The organism is Bacillus cereus group sp. BfR-BA-01360 (genome assembly GCF_022663595.1).
Taxonomy (GTDB): domain Bacteria; phylum Bacillota; class Bacilli; order Bacillales; family Bacillaceae_G; genus Bacillus_A; species Bacillus_A cytotoxicus.
Genome location: NZ_JAKUFV010000007.1, coordinates 53,655 through 75,117, shown reverse-complemented (window position 1 = coordinate 75,117; position 21,463 = coordinate 53,655). Strand labels below are relative to the sequence as shown.

Genomic DNA, 21,463 nt, shown 5'->3' with positions numbered 1-21,463 from the left:
ATACAGAGTGGGGGGAAGGATCGATGAAGAAAAAAGTTGCAACACTTGCTGTATTTATGTTATCAACTAGTATGTTTGTTGGAGGATGTGGAAATGGGGAGAAGGTATCAACAACAAAGAAGGAATCAAGTAAAGGAATAGCTGATAAACAAGTGCTCAACTTATTAGAAACGGCAGAAATTCCTTCGATGGATATATCGAAATCAACAGATTCTGTGTCGTTTCGAGTATTTGTAAATGCAATGGAAGGCTTATATCGATTAGATAAAGATAATAAACCGACTCCAGGTATGGCTAAAGATGTAAAGATTAGTGAAGATAAGAAGACATATACATTTGAACTACGCGATGCAAAATGGTCTAATGGAGAACCAGTTCGTGCTCAAGATTTTGTATATGCTTGGCAGCGTGCGCTTGATAAAGCAACGGCTGCTGAATATGCTTTTATTTTATTTGATGTGAAAAATGCACAAAAAGTAAATCAAGGGGAACTCCCGCTTGATCAACTTGGGGTCAAAGCAAAAGATGATAAAACATTAGTAGTTGAATTAGAGCAACCCGCACCATATTTTCTTGAACTGACTTCGTTCCCAACCTTTTTCCCTTTAAATGAGAAGTTTGTAAAGGAACAAGGCGATAAGTACGCATTAGAAGCGGATAACATTTTGTATAATGGACCATTTACATTGTCACAATGGAAACATGAACAAAGTTATCAATTAAAGAAAAACCCAAATTATTGGGATAAAGATACCGTGAAGTTAGAGGAAATTAACGTAAGTGTTGTAAAAGAAACGAGCACGGGTGTAAACCTATATGACAGTGATCAAGCAGATCGCGTTATTTTAAGCTCTGAATTTGTGGATAAATATAAAAAAAATAAACCAGATGAGTTTAAGACGAAATTAGACCCACGTATGTATTTCTTACGATTTAACCAACAAAATCCCACGTTTAAAAATCAAAAGGTTCGAGAAGCGATTGACTTAGCATATGATAAAAAAGGAATTGCAAATGTTATTTTAAATGATGGTTCTTTACCCGCGTATTTCTTAGTACCAGAAAAGTTCACAACAGGACCTGATGGAAAGGATTTCCGTACTGTGAATAAAAATTTCCGCGATAAAAAAGATAACGTAGAAAAAGCAAAAAAATTATGGGCGGAAGCGAAGAAAGAACTCGGTCAAGAGACAATAACTGTAGAACTGTTAAATGATGATAACGGTAGCCGTAAGAAAGTTGGGGACTTTATTAAAGAGGAACTAGAGAAAAATTTACCAGGTTTAAAAGTAAATTTAAAACAACAGCCATATAAGCAAAAGTTAGATTTAGAGAAGAAATTACAATATGAATTTTCACTTTCAGCTTGGAGCCCCGATTATCCAGATCCAATGACATATTTAGATATGTTTATAACAGGAAGTTCATTTAACGAAATGGCTTATTCGAATCCGGAATATGATGAGCTTATAGCGAAATCAAAAGGTGAACTTTTGAAAGATGATGCTGCCCGCTGGAAGGCGCTTGCTGAGGCTGAGAAAATATTAATTGGTAAAGATGCTGCCATTTCACCATCGTATCAACAAAGTACAGCATATTTAGAAAAGCCATATGTAAAAGGGATTGCTAATCATACTTTTGGTGGTGATTTTAGTTATAAATGGGCATATATAACGAAAAAGTAGTAAAATGAAAGATGGGTGAATTTTCACTCATCTTTTTGCACTAGGAGGAATCATGTTGATAAAAGGAATCAATCATATTTGTTTTTCTGTTTCGAATTTGGAGACATCCATTGCATTTTATGAAAAAGTATTAGAAGGAGAATTATTAGTTAAGGGAAGAAAGCTTGCCTATTTTCGTATATGTGGAACTTGGGTAGCACTGAATGAAGAGACTGATATTCCTAGAAAGGAAATCCATCAATCTTATACACATATTGCTTTTTCTATCGAGAAAGAAGATTTTGAGCGATTATTACAGCGATTAAAAGAAAATGATGTTCATATTTTGCAAGGAAGAAAACGAGATGTAAGAGATTGTAAATCTATTTATTTTACTGATCCAGATGGACATAAGTTTGAATGTCATACAGGTACATTAGAAGAGCGGTTACAATACTATAAGGAAGCGAAACCACATATGACATTTTATTAGAAGGAAAAAGGGCCGCTATCCGCGGCCTTTTCTTATTTTTCGTGCTCATCACAATGATCTTGATGACGTTTTCGATACCACCAATAATCATATTTTTTCTTTTTTTGATTCGAGTTTTTGTCGTGATAGTCATCCTGATGATGGCCGTGATTGTTTGGATAGAACACACATTTTTTACAGTAGCATCGTTTTGTCCAATAATGTTTTTTCTCATAACGAACGCATTTTGTAACAAACGTGCATTTCTTTACGCGTGTACGCTTTGTAACGAATTTGCAATCTTTAACGCGTGTACATTTTGTAACAAATGTCCATTTTTGTACGCGGACACGAGTGCGTTTTGTAACAAATGTACAGTGTTTGACGCGTGTGCATTTCGAGACAAATGTACAATGTTTAACGTGCGTACATTTTGTACGAGGACAACGACATTTTTTACGGCATTGATGACCACGAGAATGCTTGTCACACTTTTGGCTCGAATGGTCATCATATTCAAAAGTAGACGGATCTTGGTGTAAAAAGTCCTCCATACCCGCACTTTTGATTTCTTCGACAGCTTTTCTTATATCCCTTTTCATAGAAAGTCCTCCTTAGTATAGTGTAAATATATTTGTATTTTCTTACCAGTAATCATAATATGAGAGGGAGATATTTCGTGAATGAGACAAGAGTGTAAATTTTAGAAAAATAGATAGATAGCGGATGTAGGGACAAAACAATTAGCATACATTGAATGAAGAGAAATGAGAAGAGGGGGAAAAAGAATGTTGCCTTCTTACGATTTTTTTATTCATCCAATGTATTTGGTAGAGCTAAAGAAGGATATTTGGTCAGATAGTCCTGTCCCGGCAAAATTAACGTATGGTAAGAGAAAATATGATATTGATATTGTTTACCGTGGAGCACATATTCGTGAATTTGAGAAGAAATCGTATCATGTGATGTTTTATAAGCCAAAGCACTTTCATGGGGTAAAAGAATTTCATTTGAATTCTGAGTTCAAAGATCCATCTCTTATTCGAAACAAGTTGTCACTGGATTTTTTTGATGAGATAGGAGTACTTTCCCCAAAATCACAACATGTGTTTGTGAAAATAAACGGTCAAGTGCAAGGAGTATATTTACAATTAGAATCAGTTGATGAAAACTTTTTGAAGAGCAGAGGATTACCAAGTGGATCTATTTTTTATGCGGTTGATGATGATGCGAATTTTTCTTTAATAAGTGAACGAAATCAAGATGTGAAAACAGAACTTTTTTCAGGATACGAATTTAAGTGTGCGAATGAAAATAGTGAAGAGCAACTCAGTGAATTTGTTTATCAAGCAAATGTGATTCCTCGTGAAAAATATGAAAAGGAAATTGTAAAATATCTTCATGTTGAAAAGTATTTGCGGTGGCTGGCAGGTGTAATTTTCACTCAAAATTTTGATGGATTTGTGCATAACTACGCATTGTATCATAATGATGAAACAAACTTATTTGAAGTCATACCGTGGGATTATGATGCAACTTGGGGGCGAGATGTAGAAGGAAGACCCCTTAATCACGAGTATATTCGCATTCAAGGATATAATACATTAAGTGCAAGACTTTTGGATATACCAGCTTTTCGTAAACAATATCGAAGTATTTTAGAAGAGATTTTAGAAGAAAAATTTACAGTTTCTTTTATGAGACCAAAAGTAGAAGAATTGTGTAAATCGATTCGTCCCTTTATGATGCAAGATCCGTATATGAAAGAAAAGATAGAAACATTTGATCAAGAAGCTGAGATGATTTTTCAGTATATCATAAATCGAAGGCAATATATATATGAGCATCTTCATGAATTGGGATGATAAAAAAAGAGATTGAGCTCACTATCAATCTCCTTTTTGTTCTATAATGGAAATAGGGCTTCGTGAAATATAGCATAAGAAAAGTGTTGAAATGATCAAAGATGAAATAAGAAGCAGGTGATATGAAAATGGAAGGGAAATGGGTGGAATGGGTCAAACAAATACAGGCTATTGCCCAAGCTGGATTAACGTATTCAAAAGATGTATATGATATTGAACGATTTCAACAATTGCGTGATTTATCCATCTCAATCATGTCCCATTATACAGAGACAGATTGGGAAGTGGTCAAAACGTTATTTGCAAGTGAGACGGGATATCAAACGCCAAAAGTAGATATTCGAGCTGTCGTATTTCAAGATGAGAAGTTATTATTTGTAAAGGAAAAAAGTGATGGGAAATGGGCGTTACCAGGCGGTTGGGCAGATATTGGCTACACACCAACAGAAGTCGCTGCAAAGGAAGTTTATGAAGAAACTGGATATGAAGTGGATCATTTTAGGTTATTAGCAATATTAGATAAGGAGAAACATCATTCATCGCCATCGGCAACACACATATATAAGATATTTATTGGCTGTGAAATTGTTGGAGGCAAAAAGCAAACGAGCATAGAAACAGAAGATGTGCAGTTTTTTGGAGAGAATGAAATGCCGGAATTATCTGTTGCTAGAAATACAGAATGGCAAATTAAAGAAATGTTTACATTTATGAAAGATAAGCATAAAGAACCAATGCTAGATTGAATAAAGAGATGAGAAAGAATAGTTTGATGTGGTCTATTGCTGCATTATGATGCATACATTCAAAAGAGAATCATGAATATATTGGCATGAATAAATCTTTGTGGGATAATAGGAAGGTATGTGAACAGAAAAGGAGATAGGTAAGGACATGTTAGCGAATTTAATAGAGCAATTATTGCAATTTTTCGCAAGTCTAGGATATTTTGGTGTTGCCCTAGGATTGATGATTGAGATTATCCCAAGTGAGATTGTTCTTTCGTATGCTGGTTTTTTAGTTGCGCAGGAGAAGATTAGTTTTGTAGGTGCGGTAATTGCAGGTACAATTGGTGGGACATTAGCACAAATCTTTTTATATTGGTTAGGGTATTACGGAGGTCGTCCAGTAGTTGAAAAGTATGGAAAATATTTGCTGATTAATAAGCATCATTTAGATATAGCTGAAAATTGGTTTAAGCGCTACGGCGCTGGTGTCATTTTCTCTGCTAGATTTATACCAGTAGTACGCCATGCGATTTCTATTCCGGCAGGGTTAGCTAAAATGCCGTTAAAACTTTTTACTCTTTATACAGTTGTAGCGATTATACCTTGGTCTATTTTCTTTATTTATTTAGGGGAAAAGCTCGGAGGAAATTGGCGTCATATAAAAGAATACGCCGCTGATTATACGCATTATATCATTATTGGAGCAGTATTGTTTATTGCTATATATTTTGGATTGAAAGTTTTAAAAAAGAGAAAAACAGTTCGTTAAAGCCAGTGGTTTCATTGGCTTTTTTATATTGTTGTTCTAAAGGGAAGAAGTTGTCCATAATGTGTAATAATAAAGCGTAGCGGGGGAATGAAATGAAAGGATCACCGTTTGTACGTGGAACAGTATTTTTAACGTCGGCAACAATGATATCAAAAATGTTAGGTTTCATATATGTAATTCCGTTTACAGCTATGGTAGGAACGAGTGGATATGTACTTTACACCTATGCATATCGACCGTATACGATTATGTTAAGTATCGCAACAATGGGGTTGCCTCTTGCTGTTTCAAAAATGGTTTCAAAATATGATCAGTTAAATGATTACCATACGGTTAAAAGAGTTCTGAAAAGTGGAGTCATCTTTATGATACTTATGGGAATGATTTCGTTTCTATTATTATTTATGTTAGCGCCACACCTTGCCGAAATTGTAATTGATGGAAATGATCAAACTGGAAATAGCATAAGTGCTGTTACGTATAACATTCAAATCGTAAGTTTTGCTTTATTCATTGTACCTGTGATGAGTTTGCTACGCGGTTTTTTTCAAGGGTTTCAATCTATGGGCCCTTCAGCGGCAAGTGTTGTGATTGAACAAATATTTCGCGTTTTAACAATTTTAATAGGAAGTTTTGTTGTTTTGCATATATGTAAAGCATCTATTTCGTTAGCGGTTGGTGTTTCAACTTTTGGAGCGTTTATGGGAGCGGTAGCTGGATTAAGTGTTTTAAGTGCTTATTATATGAGAAGGCGAAAGTATTTGAAGAAAAAAGAAGTAACCAGTGTTCCAAAAACAACAAAATCTTTTTTCTCATTATATAAAGAACTTTTTACTTATTCGATTCCATTTGTTGTAGTCAGTTTAGCAATTCCGCTCTACCAGACGATTGATACATTTACGATTAATAAGCTATTAATACAAGTTGGATATGGACAGGGAGAGGCTGAGAAGATTAATGCAATCATCGGTCTCGTGCAAATGGTTGTACTAATTCCAGTTTCTGTTGCGACAGCCTTTAGCATGTCTCTTGTTCCGGAAATGACAAAAGCTTATACAGCAGGTAATACACAACGATTGTATAAACATTTTACAAAAACAAATGTATTAGTAGTTGGCATAACCTTTCCAGCAGCAATTGGAATGATGGTGTTAGCAAAACCAGTGTACACGTTTTTATTTGGAGTGGGGAATGATCCTTATATGGGAAGTAGTATTTTACAGTACTATGCACCCGCATGTATTTTATTTTCATTATTTACAGTGACTGCCGCAATGCTTCAAGGAATCAATCAACAGCAAAAAACAGTGCTAGGTTTGTTGATTGGAGTTGCTGTGAAAGTTAGTCTAAACATTATGTTGTTGCCATACTTAGATTATGTCAGCTTTATTATTGCAACATATGCTGGATACACGATTTCAGTTTTATTTAACTTGTGGATGCTTTCTAAATATGTTATAAAGGCAACATAAGCTTTCTGAGGGGCAGGGTCAACTCTGTCTTTTTCTATTTGAAAAGATTTGTGGGAAAGCGTTTCGAAATAATTTTTCTATTGAAATTTCAACATTTGTTTCATATGCTGAACATGGTGGTTTAAAAACTGTTATTTAAGTGAGGTAGATTCCCACATGTACATGTAAAAAGAATCGGGGTGATAGTATGTTAAATATTTATTTAACAGACCGAAACGGAAAATTACAAGAAATTGACGAAATTCAAAAAGGTTGTTGGATTAATGTACTTCATCCAACAGAAGAGGAAATTCAATTTCTCGTACAAACATTGAATGTAGAATTAGACTTTATTAAAGACCCTTTGGATGACGAAGAACGTTCGCGTATTGAAAAAGAAGATGACAATGCACTGATTATTGTCGATATCCCTACCGTAAGGCATGATGAAGAAGGGAATTCAATATATGATACAATCCCAATTGGTATGATTGTTATGCCAGAATGTTTTGTTACCATTTGTTTAGAAGAAAATCCGATTTTTGAGCGTTTTATTAATCAGCGTATTAAAGAATTTTATACGTTTAAAAAGACGCGGTTTGCACTGCAACTTTTATATACGATTTCAACGTATTATTTAAGATACTTAAAGCAAATTAATCGGAAAACAGTCGACTTAGAACATCAATTAAATAAGTCGATGAAAAATAAAGAAATTTTCACCTTATTAGGCCTTGAGAAAAGTTTAGTATATTTCACAACATCTTTAAAAGCAAATAAAATTGTAATTCAAAAATTAATGCGCAATAATACGTTTATTAAGATGTATGAAGATGATCAAGATTTGTTAGAAGATGTATTAATTGAGAATAAACAGGCTATTGAAATGGCTGAAATATATAGCAATATTTTGAGCGGAATGATGAATACGTTTAGTTCCGTTATTTCAAATAACTTGAACAGTGTGATGAAATTATTAACTTCTATTACAATTATTTTATCTTTGCCAACAATGGTTTCAAGTTTTTTTGGAATGAATGTAGCAATCCCGCTTGAAAATAATCCGCATGGTTTTCTAGTTGTTATGATTATTTGTGCGGTACTATCTTGCAGTTTAGCCTTTATTTTTTGGAAGAAACGTTATTTTTAATAATCAAGAAAGCTGTTCTAGCTTAGTATGAAAATGAAGCTAGAACAGCTTTTTTCGCTATTATCGCGTCTTAGCTGTCTATGTAAAAAATATATAATTTTATAAAATTCGAAATTTCATAAGGGTTGCTCGATTTATGAATAAGGGTTAAAATTACATATTGTTAATGAAAAAGTGGAGGAAATACATCATGGAATTGTTTCAATTACCAAAAGCATTCCTGCAAATGAATACGATTTTTATCTCAATCTTAATTGAAGCACTACCATTTGTGCTAATTGGTGTATTTATTTCAGGACTTATTCAAATGTTTGTGACAGAGGACATGGTAGCAAAATGGATGCCGAAAAACCGATTTTTATCAGTCCTTTTAGCGACTTTTCTTGGCATGATGTTTCCAGGGTGTGAATGCGGAATTGTTCCCATTGTAAGACGTTTAATTGGAAAAGGTGTTCCCCCATATGCTGGAATTGCATTTATGTTAACAGGACCGATTATTAACCCAGTCGTATTATTTGCAACATACGTTGCATTTGGAAGTAATATGCAAATGGTATGGTATCGTTCCATTGTAGCAATTGTAGTAGCAATTATTGTTGGGCTTATACTGTCATTTATGTTTAAAAACCATCAGCTACGTGATAATCATTTTCCGGAAATCAATCATAAGCGCCCTTTACGTAAGAAAATGTGGGATGTATGTACACATGCTGTTGAAGAATTTTTCTCAATGGGAAAATATTTAGTCATTGGGGCGCTCATTGCTGCTGCAGTTCAAACGTTTGTACAAACATCAACGTTACTAGCGATTGGACAAGGGCCATTTTCTTCATCAGCTGTTATGATGGGGTTAGCATATATTTTATCGCTTTGTTCAGAAGCTGATGCTTTTATTGCATCTTCGTTCCAAAGTACATTTTCAACAGCATCACTTGTCGCGTTCCTCGTTTATGGACCGATGGTAGATATTAAAAATATGTTTATGATGCTTGCGACATTTAAAACAAAATTTGTAATTGTTGTGATAGCTACAGTTACATTTGTCGTTTATGCAAGCTCACTACTCATTTATGCGATGGGGTGGTAGTTTATGTTTCGAGCGTATATTTTGCTTGGATTTACAATTTTAATTGCGCAGCTTCATATTTCAGGGAATATAACAAAGTATATTAATATGAAGTACGCGTATTTATCTACAACAGCAGCTATTATTTTTGGTTTTTTAACATTTGTGCAAATTGTGGTTACGTTTCAAAAAGAACATCAGAAAGAAAAACAACAGCATGATTGTAGTTGTAATCATAGTCACTGCGGACATGATCATTCGAAAGATGAAAATACATGGTGGAAACGAATATTTTCATATACATTATTTTGTTTTCCTATTATTTCAGGCCTCTTTTTTCCGATTGCAACATTAGATTCAGATATTGTGAAAACGAAAGGATTTCATTTTCCTGTTGTACAAGCTGATAGTACAGATCCATTTATGAGAAGGCAATTTTTAAGACCTGATACGAGCATTTACTATGGAAAAGAAGGATATCGTGGTGTAATGGAGAAAGGGAAAAAAGAATATGTTACAAAAAAACATATTACTTTAAAGGATGAGGATTTCTTAAAAGGAATGGAGACAATTTATAATTATCCGGGTGAATTTACAGATAAGACCCTTTCATTTAAAGGATTTGTGTTCCGTGATGATTCTTCAACGAAAGAACAATATTTCTTATTCCGATTTGGGATTATTCATTGTGTTGCTGATTCCGGTGTATATGGTATGTTGGTTAAAAAGCCAGAAGGAGTAGAATGGAAAAATGATGACTGGATTCAAGTTGAGGGAACCATTTCAACTGAATTTTATCAACCATTTCGTGCGAATATTCCAGTATTAGAAGTAACGAAGTGGAATAAAGTGGAACAGCCCAAGGAGCAATATGTATTTAGAGGAGCCGATTGATAACAATCGGTTCTTTTTAATAGACGCAAAGTTCTAAAAATTGTTAATATATAATATGTAATTCACCTAGTTTAATATCTGTCATATTAGAGAAAATAGAAAGATTACTATTTTTATGTAAAACAATGATTAAAGAGGTGAAGGAAATGGGAGAAGTTAAGGGAAAAACAGTGAATGAATCAAGAGTTTTTAAAACGAGTCGGGTATTTCCAACGGATTTAAATGACCATAATACGTTGTTCGGAGGTAAAATATTAGCTGAAATGGATATGATTGCATCCATTTCGGCAACAAGGCATTCAAGGAAGGAATGTGTAACAGCATCAATGGATTGGGTAGATTTTTTACATCCAGTCCGTTCTACAGATTGTGTAAGTTATGAATCATTCGTTATTTGGACAGGGCGCACCTCGATGGAAGTGTTTGTGAAAGTCGTAGCGGAAGATTTAATTTCAGGTAATCAGCGTATCGCGGCAACATCATTTGTTACATTTGTTGCACTTGGAAAAGAGAATAAGCCGGTTCCTGTCCCTCGCGTGATTCCAGAAACAGAGGCGGAGAAAAAACTGTATGAAATTGCTGTTTTACGTGCAAATCAGCGCTATATTCACAAAGCTGAGAGTAAAAAAATTGCGACATTGTTAAATTTGTAATACATATATGTGCAAAATGAAAAGCGGACACCTATTTTAGGGGTCCGCTTTTATAGTTTTTTCATCTGCGTATCGTGAGGTGCTCATTAGCAGAAACAAGCAGCGCCGACGATAATTAAGAGGATAAATAATACGACTAGTAACGCAAAGCCATTACCACATGCAAAACCCATTGTTACTTCCTCCTTTATTTTAAGGTACAACATACAATATGTCATTTTTTGGTTATTTGACAGGGACATATATCATATAGGAAAAGATTTTTTTGTTGTATGTTAATGAGTGGAAAAAGGAAAGATATAAGCAGGAAAGTGTATTCCGCTCTTTTAGGTAAGTGAGACTCCCGCCTCAATATTCAGAAAGAAGCAAGGAAGATAGGTGGGAGCTCGCCTGCCTGTAACAGCCCGATTGGTGAGAGCTCATAATCACCCATGATCAAAGTTTCACTTTATGAAGAAAGGACTTTATCCGTGAAGCACTTTATATTTTTTATATTATGTCTCATAGGTGCATGGATGAATATCGATGTAGAAATGGGGAAAAAAATGATTACTGAACATAAAATATCAAACATACGTTACGGTAATTTCCAAGTGTATACAGATGGAAATGATTTATATGACAAATTATTTGATGATATAGAGCGTGCGGAAAAGTATGTATATATTCATTTTTATATTGTGGGCAAAGATAAAATAAGTCAAAAATTTTTACATCTGTTAGAGAGAAAAGCCGAAAGCGGTGTAGATGTGAAGCTATCAGTAGATCGTATTGGTGGCTATAAAATGAAGAAAAAAACAATCGAACATTTACGAAAAAAAGGGGTCAAATTTACTTTTAGTAAAAGACCTACATTTAAACATTTCTTTTTCACCCTCCATCAACGAAATCATCGACGTATTGTTGCGATTGATGGAAAGGTAGCCTATATTGGAGGATTTAATATAGGAAAGGAATATCTCGGTCAAAATCCTAAGTTTGGAAAATGGCGTGATTATCAGATGCGTATTGAAGGAGATGGGGCAGTTGATATGGAGAAACAGTTTGCAAAAGACTGGCAAGCTGATACTGGGGAAGGGCTTTCTTTATATAAAGGACCGAAAATAGAAAATAACGTACCATATCAATATGTATTTTCAGATGGAAAAGGGTTATGGAATGAATATGGTACATTTATTGGACGGGCTAAGAAATCATTAGTAATTGCAACCCCGTATTTTATTCCGAGTAAGGAAATGATGAAAGGATTACAAGAAGCATTAAATCGAGGAGTAAGAGTGAAGATTCTCGTTCCTTTAAAAAGTGATGCTCTTTTTCTTAAACAAGCTGCCTATCCATATTTAAAGAAGATATTTGATGATGGGGCAGAAATTTATCAGTATCAAAATGGCTTTTTTCATGGGAAAGTGACAATTGTTGATGAAATGAGTGTTGATGTCGGGACAGCTAACTTTGATAATCGAAGTTTTTATCTGAATACGGAGTCGGAATGTTTTATATATGATAAAGCTGTTGTTGATCAAGTAAAGAGGAAACTTGATGAAGACTTTCATAGCTCAAAACGTCTCCATGAGAAGGATTTCGAGAAAATTAGTAGTTGGGATTGGTTGATAGCAAGAATAGCGAATGTTTTTGCCCCATATTTATAAGTGTATAAAGAAAGTGAAGGGAGCGATTCAATGAATTGTATAGAGGAGCTAATGAGGCATAGCTATTCTCTTATATATAATATGGGAGAGTACATGAATGAAATCCAAGATGAAGAATTAAAAGGTATACTTCAGCAACAGTTACCATATATGTTACAAGCATATAATGAACAGGTGAATTTTCAAGAAGGAGAAAATGTACAGCAGATGATTTGTGAGCAATTAATCTCTCCGCGTATTCAAAATCATATAGAGATAGAAAGGATTAGTACAGGAGATATAGGAATTGCGATTTCATATATTTTGCATTTGAAAAAATTAGCATTATATTTTGCGCAAGTAGCTGTAGAGGTTGCTAATCCTGAGTTTCGTGCTTTTTTAGAAAAATGCTTTGTGAAAATGAATCGTTATGCATATTGTGTTTGGCAATATGTAGTGAAGCAAGAGTATAGTATTGGACAGGTATTTATGAATGAGAAGTTTGCATAAAAAGACGGCTCACACCGTCTTTTTTGCAATAATCCCCCTTCCACCTTATAGACTTTTCACCATGCCACCATCAACGAGAAAAGATTGTCCTGTCATATATGAATTTGCCTCAGAGACAAGGAATGTAGCAAACGTAGCAAATTCTACAGGTTGACCATATCTTCCGAGAGGAATCATAGATTCATATTGTTTTTGAACTTCTTCCACTGTTATACCGCGCTTTTCAGCAGCCATTTCATCTAAAGAAGCAACGCGATCGGTAGCAATACGACCTGGGGCAATTGTATTAATTAAAATATGATAGGGAGCAAGTTCTGCGGCTAAAGTTTTTGACAGCCCTGTAATGCCAGTACGGAACGTATTTGATAGCAATAATCCAGGAATCGGTTCTTTTATAGAAGAAGATGCGATATTAAGAATTTTTCCGCCACGTTCTTTCATATATGGAAGAACTTCACGAATCATACGTACATAGCTTAATAAGTTTAGCTCAAATGAATGGTACCAGTCCTCATCGGCTAGTTGCTCAAATGTACCAGGTTTAGGACCACCAGCATTGTTGACTAAAATGTCAATTGTGCCAAAAGTGTCTCCTGTATACTTTACCGCTTCTTTAATATTTTCTTTGTTTGTAATATCACAAACTGTATACATAACTTTTCCCATATTAAGAGCGGTTAATTCTTTTTGCAATGAGATTAAACTTTCTTTATTGCGGCTGAGTAACATAACATTTGTTCCTTCTTTTACAAGTGCTGTACTAATTGCTCTTCCTAAGCCTTGACTAGAAGCTACAACCAATGCTGTTTTACCAGATAATCCAAGTTCCATCTGTATCCACCTTTCTTTGCTATAGTACTTTCATTATAGAAGAAAGTGCTTCAAAATAAAAAATATTCGCTTTTTTTATTTTGAAATTTACAAACATTTACTATATATTTACTGTTTTCTAATATTAGCTTTAAAAATAGAAAGTAATATGAGAGTGTACATATTCTATCAAAGGGAGGATAAGCAAATGAATAAATGGGTTAAATCTTTAACTGCTATGGCACTTGCGAGCTCTTTATTTATGGTAGGTTGTAATAATGGAGAAGAAAAAAAGAAAGATGAGGAAACAACAACACAACAAGATGAAAAGAAAGATAAGGAAACGAGTGGAGATACACAATCTTCAGATTCAAAAGAAAAGAAATAAGTTTGTATGATCTATATAGCAGAGCTTCCTCTATTTATGGGGGAAGCTTTTTAATCAAAAAATAGTAGAAAAGATATGAAAATAGCCGCGTTGGTGCTGCATATAAAAAACCATCCCTAAAAAGAGATGGTTAGAAAAGGATATAACAAATGAATAGGGTAATCATAATGATTTGTAAAATAGCTTTTGCTACTGTGCTACTTAAAAAACCAATAACGGTTGCAATCCCAACCATGAAAGCATCCTTTGGCGTCTTTTTGTGGATCAGTTCCGTTATAAATACAGATAGAAATGGGATGATAATAAGACCAAAGGGCGGGAAGAAAAAAGAACCTACGATGATAGATACTATGCCAACACGTTCGCCCCACTTCGTGCTTCCGTATTTTTTTAAGAAATATCCATTGGCAATAAAGTCAGCAATGAAAATAATAATCGTAAATACAATTTGAATGGCCCAAAAAGAAGTGGTTAACTCACCACCATTTATCCCAAAATAATAAATAAAATATCCAGCCCACAAAGCAAGTATGCCAGGGATAATCGGATAGATAAACGCAATAAATGAAACGATAAAACATGCAATGATACAAAGAGTTAATATAACAGTCACTTTACTACTCCTTTATAGTATCTAATTTATGTACAGCGATCTTTTTAATCTGATGGCCGTCAAGGTCTAAAGCTTTAAATTGAAATCCATCATATTCAACTGAATATCCAGGTTCAATATTTAAATCAACTGCTTGAGAAAGCAACCAACCACCGATTGTATCTAAATCACTATCATCAATATGTAAGCCAAACATGTCATTCACTTCAGAAATAAGAACTTTCCCATCTAAAACAGTGAGCTTAGGGGTTCTTTTCTCAATCATCGGTGATTCATCATCATCAAATTCATCTTGTATTTCTCCAATAATCTCTTCAATAATATCTTCCATCGTTAACAATCCAGCTGTTCCGCCATATTCATCCATTACAATGGCCATTTGCACGCGATTTTTTTGAAGATGAATTAATGTTTTACGGATTGGAACCGTCTCAAAGACGGTTAACACAGGATGGATATAGGATTCTAAAGGCTTATGAATCCCTTTTGTTTGATCATGGAAAATTTCTTTTGTATTAATCATGCCGATGATATCATCTTTATCTTTTTTAATAATTGGATAGCGTGTATACTTCTCGGAGGCAACAGTCTCCATATTTTCTTCCAATGTATTTTCAGTAGAGAGACAAACCATTTCTGTTCGTGGAACCATGATTTCTTTTGCAACACGATCATCAAATTCAAAAATATTATTAACATATTTATATTCCGCTTGATTAATTTCTCCACTTTTAAAGCTTTCGCCTAAAATAAGTCGTAATTCTTCTTCAGAATGAGCAAGTTCATTTTCTTTTGCCGGTTGTAAGCCAAATAGTTTTGTGAAAAATAAGGCTGTATGATTTAATAGCCAAATGAAAGGGTACATAATTTTGTCAAACCAAATAAGTGGTTTAGCGAACATTAAAGTAATTGTTTCGGCTTTTTGAATAGCGAAAGATTTTGGTACAAGTTCACCCAATACAACATGAAAAAAGGTGATAATACTAAAGGCCATAATAAAAGATAGTGTATTAGCCATTGGACCAGTAATATTTATTTTTTCAAATACAGGATGCAGTAAATGCTCTACTGTTGGTTCACCAAGCCAACCGAGTCCCAAAGAAGTGATTGTGATGCCGAGTTGACAAGCTGATAAATATACATCTAAATTTGAAACAACGCTTCTAGCAGCTAAGGCTTGTTTATTTCCTTCGTTTGCGAGTTGATTAATTCGGCTTTTTCGTACTTTTACAACTGCGAATTCAGAGGCAACGAAGAAGCCTGAGATGAGAATAAGTAAAATAACAAGAAAAATATTTAATATGTCCAAGTGTGTTCCTTACTCCAAAGTGGAATAAAGATGTCACCTCCTGCAAGTATGTTATACTTTTATAATAAATCGAAACGAAAATAATAGTCAAAGAAAACACGCAGAAATTGACATGTTTTGCTAATTGTTAATCGTTTTTTGTTATTTTATCCTTCTTGATAAAGAATAACCTTCCATTTACATGTTTGAAAATGGAAGGAGAAAGGAATTGGTTGTGGACGAAACTAGATTGCTTCATTATTTACTGCTATTTTAGGGGAGTAACAGCCCGATTGGTGAGGGTTCATAATTAGGATATGGTGAAGAAACCCTCGCAGATTCAAGTTTTACCTCATTTTAACATTGTTCTAGTTACAGGGGATGTTGCATGTTTTGAATCTTTTGTTCTCCAAACCGATTGGAGAAAAGAAAGAATAATATACGGAATATAAAGAAGGAGCAGACAAATTGCGACTATAGTTGGTGAAGCTCCTCCAAATTGAATCATAAATTGTAATAAACCATTCGTATGAAAAATACACTCCATGAAACAAAATGAAACAATAATAGAACTGAAAAGAGATTTATGATTAGAAATAAGAGTGGTAAATAATGTATTTATAAGAAAGGAATGGGTATGAATTTCATGTGTTTCGGCATGACTTAAAAAAGGAATCCATTTTTTTATTGCTTGCATAACAATAATCATCGCTGCACTCAGGATTATTACTATGGAAGAGAAAGATGGAATGATGATATGTTTTGCGATATAGAGTGAAAATAAAATCACTGTGCATTGCAATATAACAGCGCTGAATGAATAAGGAATCCAGTATAATAGTGAGGCATATTTTTTCATCGATTTTGGAATTCTTAAAAAAATATGTCCCATTGCGAAACTAATCGAAAAACCGATTACTAAAGTAAATATAAAACGTGTCAGTGAGAAAAAATACATCTTCCATACGTAAGGGAACAAAGGTGTAGAATGCTCTGAAGCATGCAAGGGAGCTCCTGAATTTATAATGAGCTGAGGTGAAAAAAGAACGGATTCATGCATCCAGTCAATCATAGGGATGGAAATTGAAGAGAAATGAATAAAATGATAAAAAATCTTAAATAAGCTTTTAAAATAAGAGCCTTCCTGTGTTAATAATAACGAGGGTAGTGGGCTGAACATAAGGAGAATGAGAAACCCAATCAAAAAGCGAAATATGTAAGATCGAACTAAAGAAGTCATAAAACTCACCTACTCTTTGAAGATTCAGAAAATTCTTATTTTTATTTTAGCGCTTTTTTGAAGAAGTTACAATATCTTTTTCTTTACATATTGGTATAATCTATAATTTGATCTTGCTATTTTTAGGCAGCAAGATTCAGAAAGAAATAAAGAAGATAGGAGTTACTTGAAAAAGATCGATAATCGATTTTATGAATAACTTATGACAGAAATGTGAATAGTTTTCAGAAAAATGAAATAAATCATTCCTTTTTTTCTAAAAATATAATATAGTTATGACACAGAAAATATTTTAGCATAAGGAGGATTTTTATGAGAATAAGAGGGAATTATGTACCTAAAAAAGAGGTTTTATACTGTACGATTTCATTTACAATAGGTGAAGCGCTAGAGCATTTAAATAAAACGGGTTATCGTTGTGTCCCAGTTTTAGATGAAAAGAAGGAAAAATTTTTAGGAAATATATATAAAGTCGATATTTTAGAATACAAAGGATCATTAGAAGATGATTTATCAGAATTATTGAACGATAAAGATGGATATGTGAAAGAAGATTCTTCTTTCTTTAAAGTGTTTTTTTCAATTAAAAAACTGCCATTCTTATCAGTTATTGATGAAAAAGGAATATTCCTGGGAATTTTAACGCATAAAAAAGTGTTTGAATTGTTAGAAGATGCTTGGGGGATTCATTCTAGCAAATATTCTGTCATGGTCGGAACACAAGATTACAATGGTGCAATTCAGAAACTATCTACCGTTTTGAAAAAATATAGTGGTATTCAAAGTTTAATGACATTTGATAATAATGCGTTATTAGTTCGTAGAATTATGTTTACACTAGGTGAAGAATTTCAAGGAGAAGAATTAGATTCTTTATTGAAGGATTTGGAAAATTACGGATTTCGTGTTGTATATGTAGAGGAAATGAATAATCCACATGAAATCGAGATGATTGAATAGTACGACAGACCGTTGTTTTATCGTCTTAATCGAGAAGACCTCCTCCTCTAAACGAAGTGAAGGTGAAGTCTCCTCGACTTTTCTTTTTAATTGAAAAATATTTTTTGGAAGAATATATATTTATCCCGCTATTTTAGGGCGATAACAGCCCGAGAGGCATAATCAGCGAGGATGCAGACTCCCACTGATTCAAGTTTTACTTTATTTTTACATAATTGTCTTATGAAACAAAATGGAAAAGGAGCTAAATTCTTTTGTGAAAGAATGAATGAAAAAAGTTGTAGATATTATTTTGTTTTTTAAAAAATTCTTTATAAAATATATTTCTATTTTTCAACTAAATATGTTACTATATGTGTGATAAAGATAAAGAGGTCTGACTTATTACTTTTTATGCAGTGTTGTAACGGTCTGAAAATTCTAAAAAATCAAAAATATTAATCGGAGTAATAAAAAGGTAAAGTGGAGAAATTACAGAAAGACATTGTTCTATAAAGAGGTAAAGTTTATTATCATCACGAGCAGGGAGGAGGATGCGTAGCATATTTGTGAAAGGGAGAAAAACAATAACAGATGCTATGCAAATGAAAGAGATGAAGGGAACATTAAGGTCAGGAGATACAGTAGCGATTGGTTTAATGCTATTCGCATTATTTTTAGGAGCAGGAAATTTAATTTTTCCACCCGTGTTAGGTCAACAAGCTGGAGAAAATGTTTGGATTGCTACAATTGGATTCCTAGTGACAGGAGTCGGCCTTCCTCTATTAGCAGTAACTGCTGTAGCTTTTGTAGGGGGGGACTTGAAAGCGTTATCCTCTAGAGTGCACCCTATATTTGCTTTTATTTTCCCGCTAGTTAGCTATTTGGCAATTGGACCATTTTTTGCAATTCCTCGTACAGGGGCCGTTTCCTTTGAAATGGGAATGAAGCCCTTTCTAGCAGAGGGACTTGTATCGGAGTGGTATATTTTATTTCTTTATACAGCTGTTTTCTTTGGGACAACTTGGTATTTATCTTTGAATCCATCGAAATTGATTGATTGGTTTGGAAGGTTTCTTACGCCACTATTGGTGCTTATCGTTGCTGTTATTGTTAGTAAGGCGATTATTGATCCGATTGGGGAACCAGCTGCACCATTAGATGTATATAAAGATAATGCATTTTTTGGTGGATTTATTCAAGGCTATTTAACGATGGATGCTATTAGTGCACTTGTATTTGGAATTGTTGTGGTGCAAGTTATACGTTCAAAAGGGATAACAGAAAGTAATCAAATTGCAAAAACAACGATTACTTCTGGAATTATAGCTGTATTTGGTTTAACGTTAATTTATTTATCTCTTGCTTATCTTGGTTCGACAAGTACATCACTTGGTGTTTCTGATAATGGAGGTCTTATTTTAACGAAAGTTGTAAATGAGTTATATGGAACGAGTGGCAAAATACTATTAGGTCTTGTTATTACACTGGCTTGTTTAACAACTTCAGTTGGACTTACATCAGCGTGTGCGGGATTTTTTACAAAATTATTCCCAAAATTATCACATAGAATGATTGTAACAATGGTATGTGTGTTTAGTTTAGTTGTATCAAATTTAGGGTTAACACAACTTATTGCTGTAACATTACCAGTATTGATGATTATTTATCCTGTTGCAATTGTACTAATTGTACTGTCGTATTTTCATAAATGGATTGAACAGCGAAATACAATATATATCGGTGCAATTTTAGGGGCACTCGTTATTAGTCTATTTAACGGTTTAGAAAGTGCAAATATTAAGTTTGATACCGTAACAAATGTGCTAGAAATGCTTCCTTTATATAAGGAAGGAATTGGTTGGTTACTGCCATCATGTATTGGTGGGATGATTGGTTACTTTTTATATAGACCAAACGAATCAAATACGTTACAAAAGAAAGGTGCCTAGGCATCTTTCTTTTTTTAGAGGAAATTCATATATTTTGTCTAAATATTAGGCTGGAAGGAGTGAAAAAACAGTTGGTTTTGGATCTGTTACAATGAAATGTATGTGTAGGAACGATAAAAAAGCAGAAGTGTTTGTGTTAGGTGGAGTACTAGAGCAAAGAGACGGAATCTTGCTGCATCCAGATATAGACATCCCTAATGGAATACCAATTCGTTAATAGGGGAGAGGATTAAGAATGGATATTGGAAAAGGCTATTTAGAATGTGCAATTCAAAACTTTAAGGCAATGCAAAAGCAAGGAGACCAGACGCTCTCACAATTATCATATGAACAAATAAGTTGGAAACCTCATGAAGAGGCAAATAGTATTGCGATTATAATCAAACACTTACATGGAAATATGCGCTCAAGATGGACAGATTTTTTAACGACAGATGGTGAAAAGTTAGAGCGAAATCGTGATGGTGAATTTGAAGGGGGGTATGCTTCAAAAGCAGAAGCACTAATAGCGTGGAAAGTAGGATGGGAGTATGTTTTTCAAGCGCTGCAATTATTAACGCCGCAAGACCTTTTAAAGGTTGTGCATATTCGGGGAGAAGCGCATAGTGTTATGCAAGCGATTGAGAGACAAATCGTTCATTATTCATCACATATCGGACAAATGATTTATGTTGGAAAATTGTTAAAAGAAAAAGAGTGGGAGTGTTTAAGTATTCCAAAGAAACAGCCTAATCGCTATCTCCAAAAGTGACGTTCAATATAATAGTAAGACATGAAACGGTATAGAGTAGGTATTAAAAAGAAGATCCAAATAACTGATGGCTCAGTTATGGTTAAAATAATCCCTACAGCAAAGGTATACCAAGTGAAATATAATCCTAATACTGTATTTATGGGGATAAAACGAGAAAAGAAAAATTGTTGGCTAAAACAAGTATTGTGAAATAAGTAGATGCGTACGTAGAGCATTGTGGTAAGAAGATCTTGCTTTCTGACGATTTTTTTCTGGCATTTATGACATATGAAAGTTGGTTGCATTTTTTTACACTCCATTAAAAATAAGTATTATGTCCTTCTTAAATGGGTTATTAGTTTGTAAATAAGGAGATATAAGGAATACACTCCAATATAAGCTCCGGTGATGAGAAAGAGTGGATTCAACAAGATACCGTGAATGGTTGTCATAAATACTAAGTCATGCAGTACAACATCATAAATGTTAAAAGCGGTTAGTATACCGAGTATATATAATGAAAGGTATGCGCAAATATCTAAGAAAACACGGACTTTAGGGTGTGCTGCAAATAATAAAAACACACTTGACAAAACAATAGGAACGATACCGATAATTAGCTTCAATTCATTTCACCTCTCATACAATAT

General features: G+C 33.9%; 25 protein-coding genes. 17 read left to right on the top strand and 8 right to left on the bottom strand.

Annotated features, from left to right (window positions below; genetic code table 11):
* Window positions 1–23 precede the first annotated feature (23 nt).
* Together MR056_RS08970 and fosB are read left to right on the top strand one after the other, a co-directional pair.
* Window positions 24–1,685 carry a peptide ABC transporter substrate-binding protein gene (locus MR056_RS08970; protein ID WP_087098516.1) on the top strand — a complete coding sequence of 554 codons (1,662 nt, stop codon included), beginning with the start codon at window positions 24–26 and terminating at the stop codon, window positions 1,683–1,685.
* A 55-nt stretch (window positions 1,686–1,740) separates the two neighbouring features.
* Window positions 1,741–2,157 carry a FosB/FosD family fosfomycin resistance bacillithiol transferase gene (gene fosB / locus MR056_RS08965; RefSeq protein ID WP_041809648.1) on the top strand — a complete coding sequence of 139 codons (417 nt, stop codon included), beginning with the start codon at window positions 1,741–1,743 and terminating at the stop codon, window positions 2,155–2,157.
* Window positions 2,158–2,189: 32 nt separating this feature from the next.
* Here the strand turns inward: fosB and exsB are convergent, their stop codons facing one another.
* Entirely contained in the window at window positions 2,190–2,738 is a 549-nt protein-coding gene (gene exsB / locus MR056_RS08960; RefSeq protein ID WP_012094021.1) for an exosporium protein ExsB, read from the bottom strand.
* A gap of 186 nt (window positions 2,739–2,924) precedes the next feature.
* On the opposite strand from exsB, the gene cotH reads away from it, so the two are divergent.
* The 8 genes from cotH (at window position 2,925) to MR056_RS08920 (ending at window position 10,712) form a co-directional block, all read left to right on the top strand.
* A complete protein-coding gene (gene cotH, locus MR056_RS08955; RefSeq protein WP_012094022.1) occupies window positions 2,925–4,001 on the top strand; it encodes a spore coat protein CotH in 1,077 nt (358 codons plus the stop codon).
* A gap of 128 nt (window positions 4,002–4,129) precedes the next feature.
* Complete coding sequence (locus tag MR056_RS08950; protein ID WP_012094023.1) at window positions 4,130–4,747, top strand: NUDIX hydrolase; 618 nt, start codon at window positions 4,130–4,132, stop codon at window positions 4,745–4,747.
* 148 nt (window positions 4,748–4,895) lie between these two features.
* Window positions 4,896–5,498, top strand: coding sequence for an undecaprenyl phosphate transporter UptA (uptA, locus tag MR056_RS08945; protein ID WP_048722816.1), 603 nt, complete (start codon window positions 4,896–4,898; stop codon window positions 5,496–5,498).
* Window positions 5,499–5,590: 92 nt separating this feature from the next.
* The gene (locus tag MR056_RS08940; RefSeq protein ID WP_087094819.1) at window positions 5,591–6,970 is read left to right on the top strand and encodes a putative polysaccharide biosynthesis protein; all 1,380 of its coding nucleotides are present in this window, start codon (window positions 5,591–5,593) and stop codon (window positions 6,968–6,970) included.
* A gap of 187 nt (window positions 6,971–7,157) precedes the next feature.
* A complete protein-coding gene (locus MR056_RS08935) occupies window positions 7,158–8,099 on the top strand; it encodes a magnesium transporter CorA family protein (RefSeq protein WP_012094026.1) in 942 nt (313 codons plus the stop codon).
* Between the two features lie 190 nt (window positions 8,100–8,289).
* Entirely contained in the window at window positions 8,290–9,186 is an 897-nt protein-coding gene (locus MR056_RS08930) for a permease (protein ID WP_087098518.1), read from the top strand.
* Window positions 9,187–9,189: 3 nt separating this feature from the next.
* A complete protein-coding gene (locus tag MR056_RS08925; RefSeq protein ID WP_012094028.1) occupies window positions 9,190–10,059 on the top strand; it encodes a TIGR03943 family putative permease subunit in 870 nt (289 codons plus the stop codon).
* A gap of 146 nt (window positions 10,060–10,205) precedes the next feature.
* Window positions 10,206–10,712 (top strand): acyl-CoA thioesterase, encoded by a 507-nt coding sequence (locus MR056_RS08920; RefSeq protein ID WP_012094029.1) that lies wholly within the window; start codon window positions 10,206–10,208, stop codon window positions 10,710–10,712.
* An 86-nt stretch (window positions 10,713–10,798) separates the two neighbouring features.
* Here MR056_RS08920 and MR056_RS08915 read toward each other — a convergent pair whose 3' ends face one another.
* Window positions 10,799–10,885 carry a YjcZ family sporulation protein gene (locus tag MR056_RS08915; RefSeq protein WP_081428364.1) on the bottom strand — a complete coding sequence of 29 codons (87 nt, stop codon included), beginning with the start codon at window positions 10,883–10,885 and terminating at the stop codon, window positions 10,799–10,801.
* Between the two features lie 297 nt (window positions 10,886–11,182).
* Between MR056_RS08915 and cls the strand changes: the two genes are divergently transcribed.
* Window positions 11,183–12,361: a cardiolipin synthase gene (gene cls, locus MR056_RS08910; protein WP_048722819.1), complete on the top strand. Its 1,179-nt coding sequence runs from the start codon at window positions 11,183–11,185 to the stop codon at window positions 12,359–12,361.
* Window positions 12,362–12,391: 30 nt separating this feature from the next.
* Window positions 12,392–12,850 (top strand): spore coat protein, encoded by a 459-nt coding sequence (locus MR056_RS08905; protein WP_012094031.1) that lies wholly within the window; start codon window positions 12,392–12,394, stop codon window positions 12,848–12,850.
* Between the two features lie 45 nt (window positions 12,851–12,895).
* Here MR056_RS08905 and MR056_RS08900 read toward each other — a convergent pair whose 3' ends face one another.
* A complete protein-coding gene (locus MR056_RS08900) occupies window positions 12,896–13,681 on the bottom strand; it encodes an SDR family oxidoreductase (protein WP_012094032.1) in 786 nt (261 codons plus the stop codon).
* 187 nt (window positions 13,682–13,868) lie between these two features.
* Here MR056_RS08900 and MR056_RS08895 point away from each other — a divergent pair, with 187 nt between their 5' ends.
* The gene (locus MR056_RS08895; protein ID WP_012094033.1) at window positions 13,869–14,048 is read left to right on the top strand and encodes a hypothetical protein; all 180 of its coding nucleotides are present in this window, start codon (window positions 13,869–13,871) and stop codon (window positions 14,046–14,048) included.
* Between the two features lie 130 nt (window positions 14,049–14,178).
* On the opposite strand, the gene MR056_RS08890 is transcribed toward MR056_RS08895, so the two are convergent.
* From MR056_RS08890 to MR056_RS08880, 3 genes are all read right to left on the bottom strand, one after another.
* Window positions 14,179–14,661 (bottom strand): DUF456 domain-containing protein, encoded by a 483-nt coding sequence (locus MR056_RS08890; RefSeq protein ID WP_012094034.1) that lies wholly within the window; start codon window positions 14,659–14,661, stop codon window positions 14,179–14,181.
* Window positions 14,662–14,665: 4 nt separating this feature from the next.
* A complete protein-coding gene (locus tag MR056_RS08885) occupies window positions 14,666–15,970 on the bottom strand; it encodes a hemolysin family protein (protein ID WP_012094035.1) in 1,305 nt (434 codons plus the stop codon).
* Between the two features lie 331 nt (window positions 15,971–16,301).
* Entirely contained in the window at window positions 16,302–17,189 is an 888-nt protein-coding gene (locus MR056_RS08880) for a hypothetical protein (protein WP_087098522.1), read from the bottom strand.
* A gap of 312 nt (window positions 17,190–17,501) precedes the next feature.
* On the opposite strand from MR056_RS08880, the gene cbpA reads away from it, so the two are divergent.
* The 4 genes from cbpA to MR056_RS08860 all read left to right on the top strand — a co-directional run bounded on the left by cbpA (window position 17,502) and on the right by MR056_RS08860 (window position 20,831).
* Window positions 17,502–18,149, top strand: coding sequence for a cyclic di-AMP binding protein CbpA (cbpA, locus tag MR056_RS08875; RefSeq protein WP_012094037.1), 648 nt, complete (start codon window positions 17,502–17,504; stop codon window positions 18,147–18,149).
* A 593-nt stretch (window positions 18,150–18,742) separates the two neighbouring features.
* Entirely contained in the window at window positions 18,743–20,080 is a 1,338-nt protein-coding gene (gene brnQ4 / locus MR056_RS08870; RefSeq protein WP_420950858.1) for a branched-chain amino acid transport system II carrier protein BrnQ4, read from the top strand.
* Between the two features lie 91 nt (window positions 20,081–20,171).
* Entirely contained in the window at window positions 20,172–20,297 is a 126-nt protein-coding gene (locus tag MR056_RS08865; RefSeq protein ID WP_095206564.1) for an export-like chaperone csaa, read from the top strand.
* Window positions 20,298–20,315: 18 nt separating this feature from the next.
* Entirely contained in the window at window positions 20,316–20,831 is a 516-nt protein-coding gene (locus MR056_RS08860; RefSeq protein ID WP_087098524.1) for a DUF1572 family protein, read from the top strand.
* Here MR056_RS08860 and MR056_RS08855 read toward each other — a convergent pair.
* Window positions 20,816–21,118 (bottom strand): permease, encoded by a 303-nt coding sequence (locus tag MR056_RS08855; RefSeq protein WP_242136546.1) that lies wholly within the window; start codon window positions 21,116–21,118, stop codon window positions 20,816–20,818. The genes MR056_RS08860 and MR056_RS08855 overlap by 16 nt on opposite strands.
* Window positions 21,119–21,145: 27 nt before the next feature.
* Window positions 21,146–21,439: a hypothetical protein gene (locus tag MR056_RS08850; protein WP_012094040.1), complete on the bottom strand. Its 294-nt coding sequence runs from the start codon at window positions 21,437–21,439 to the stop codon at window positions 21,146–21,148.
* Between the last annotated feature and the right edge of the window lie 24 nt (window positions 21,440–21,463).

Coding starts and splice junctions, on each gene's coding strand:
- MR056_RS08970 (WP_087098516.1), top strand. CDS start 24: ATGAAGAAAAAAGTTGCAACACTTGCTGTATTTATGTTATCAACTAGT.
- exsB (WP_012094021.1), bottom strand. CDS start 2,738: ATGAAAAGGGATATAAGAAAAGCTGTCGAAGAAATCAAAAGTGCGGGT.
- cotH (WP_012094022.1), top strand. CDS start 2,925: ATGTTGCCTTCTTACGATTTTTTTATTCATCCAATGTATTTGGTAGAG.
- MR056_RS08950 (WP_012094023.1), top strand. CDS start 4,130: ATGGAAGGGAAATGGGTGGAATGGGTCAAACAAATACAGGCTATTGCC.
- uptA (WP_048722816.1), top strand. CDS start 4,896: ATGTTAGCGAATTTAATAGAGCAATTATTGCAATTTTTCGCAAGTCTA.
- MR056_RS08940 (WP_087094819.1), top strand. CDS start 5,591: ATGAAAGGATCACCGTTTGTACGTGGAACAGTATTTTTAACGTCGGCA.
- MR056_RS08935 (WP_012094026.1), top strand. CDS start 7,158: ATGTTAAATATTTATTTAACAGACCGAAACGGAAAATTACAAGAAATT.
- MR056_RS08930 (WP_087098518.1), top strand. CDS start 8,290: ATGGAATTGTTTCAATTACCAAAAGCATTCCTGCAAATGAATACGATT.
- MR056_RS08925 (WP_012094028.1), top strand. CDS start 9,190: ATGTTTCGAGCGTATATTTTGCTTGGATTTACAATTTTAATTGCGCAG.
- MR056_RS08920 (WP_012094029.1), top strand. CDS start 10,206: ATGGGAGAAGTTAAGGGAAAAACAGTGAATGAATCAAGAGTTTTTAAA.
- MR056_RS08915 (WP_081428364.1), bottom strand. CDS start 10,885: ATGGGTTTTGCATGTGGTAATGGCTTTGCGTTACTAGTCGTATTATTT.
- MR056_RS08905 (WP_012094031.1), top strand. CDS start 12,392: ATGAATTGTATAGAGGAGCTAATGAGGCATAGCTATTCTCTTATATAT.
- MR056_RS08900 (WP_012094032.1), bottom strand. CDS start 13,681: ATGGAACTTGGATTATCTGGTAAAACAGCATTGGTTGTAGCTTCTAGT.
- MR056_RS08895 (WP_012094033.1), top strand. CDS start 13,869: ATGAATAAATGGGTTAAATCTTTAACTGCTATGGCACTTGCGAGCTCT.
- MR056_RS08880 (WP_087098522.1), bottom strand. CDS start 17,189: ATGACTTCTTTAGTTCGATCTTACATATTTCGCTTTTTGATTGGGTTT.
- cbpA (WP_012094037.1), top strand. CDS start 17,502: ATGAGAATAAGAGGGAATTATGTACCTAAAAAAGAGGTTTTATACTGT.
- brnQ4 (WP_420950858.1), top strand. CDS start 18,743: ATGAAGGGAACATTAAGGTCAGGAGATACAGTAGCGATTGGTTTAATG.
- MR056_RS08865 (WP_095206564.1), top strand. CDS start 20,172: ATGAAATGTATGTGTAGGAACGATAAAAAAGCAGAAGTGTTTGTGTTA.
- MR056_RS08860 (WP_087098524.1), top strand. CDS start 20,316: ATGGATATTGGAAAAGGCTATTTAGAATGTGCAATTCAAAACTTTAAG.
- MR056_RS08855 (WP_242136546.1), bottom strand. CDS start 21,118: ATGCAACCAACTTTCATATGTCATAAATGCCAGAAAAAAATCGTCAGA.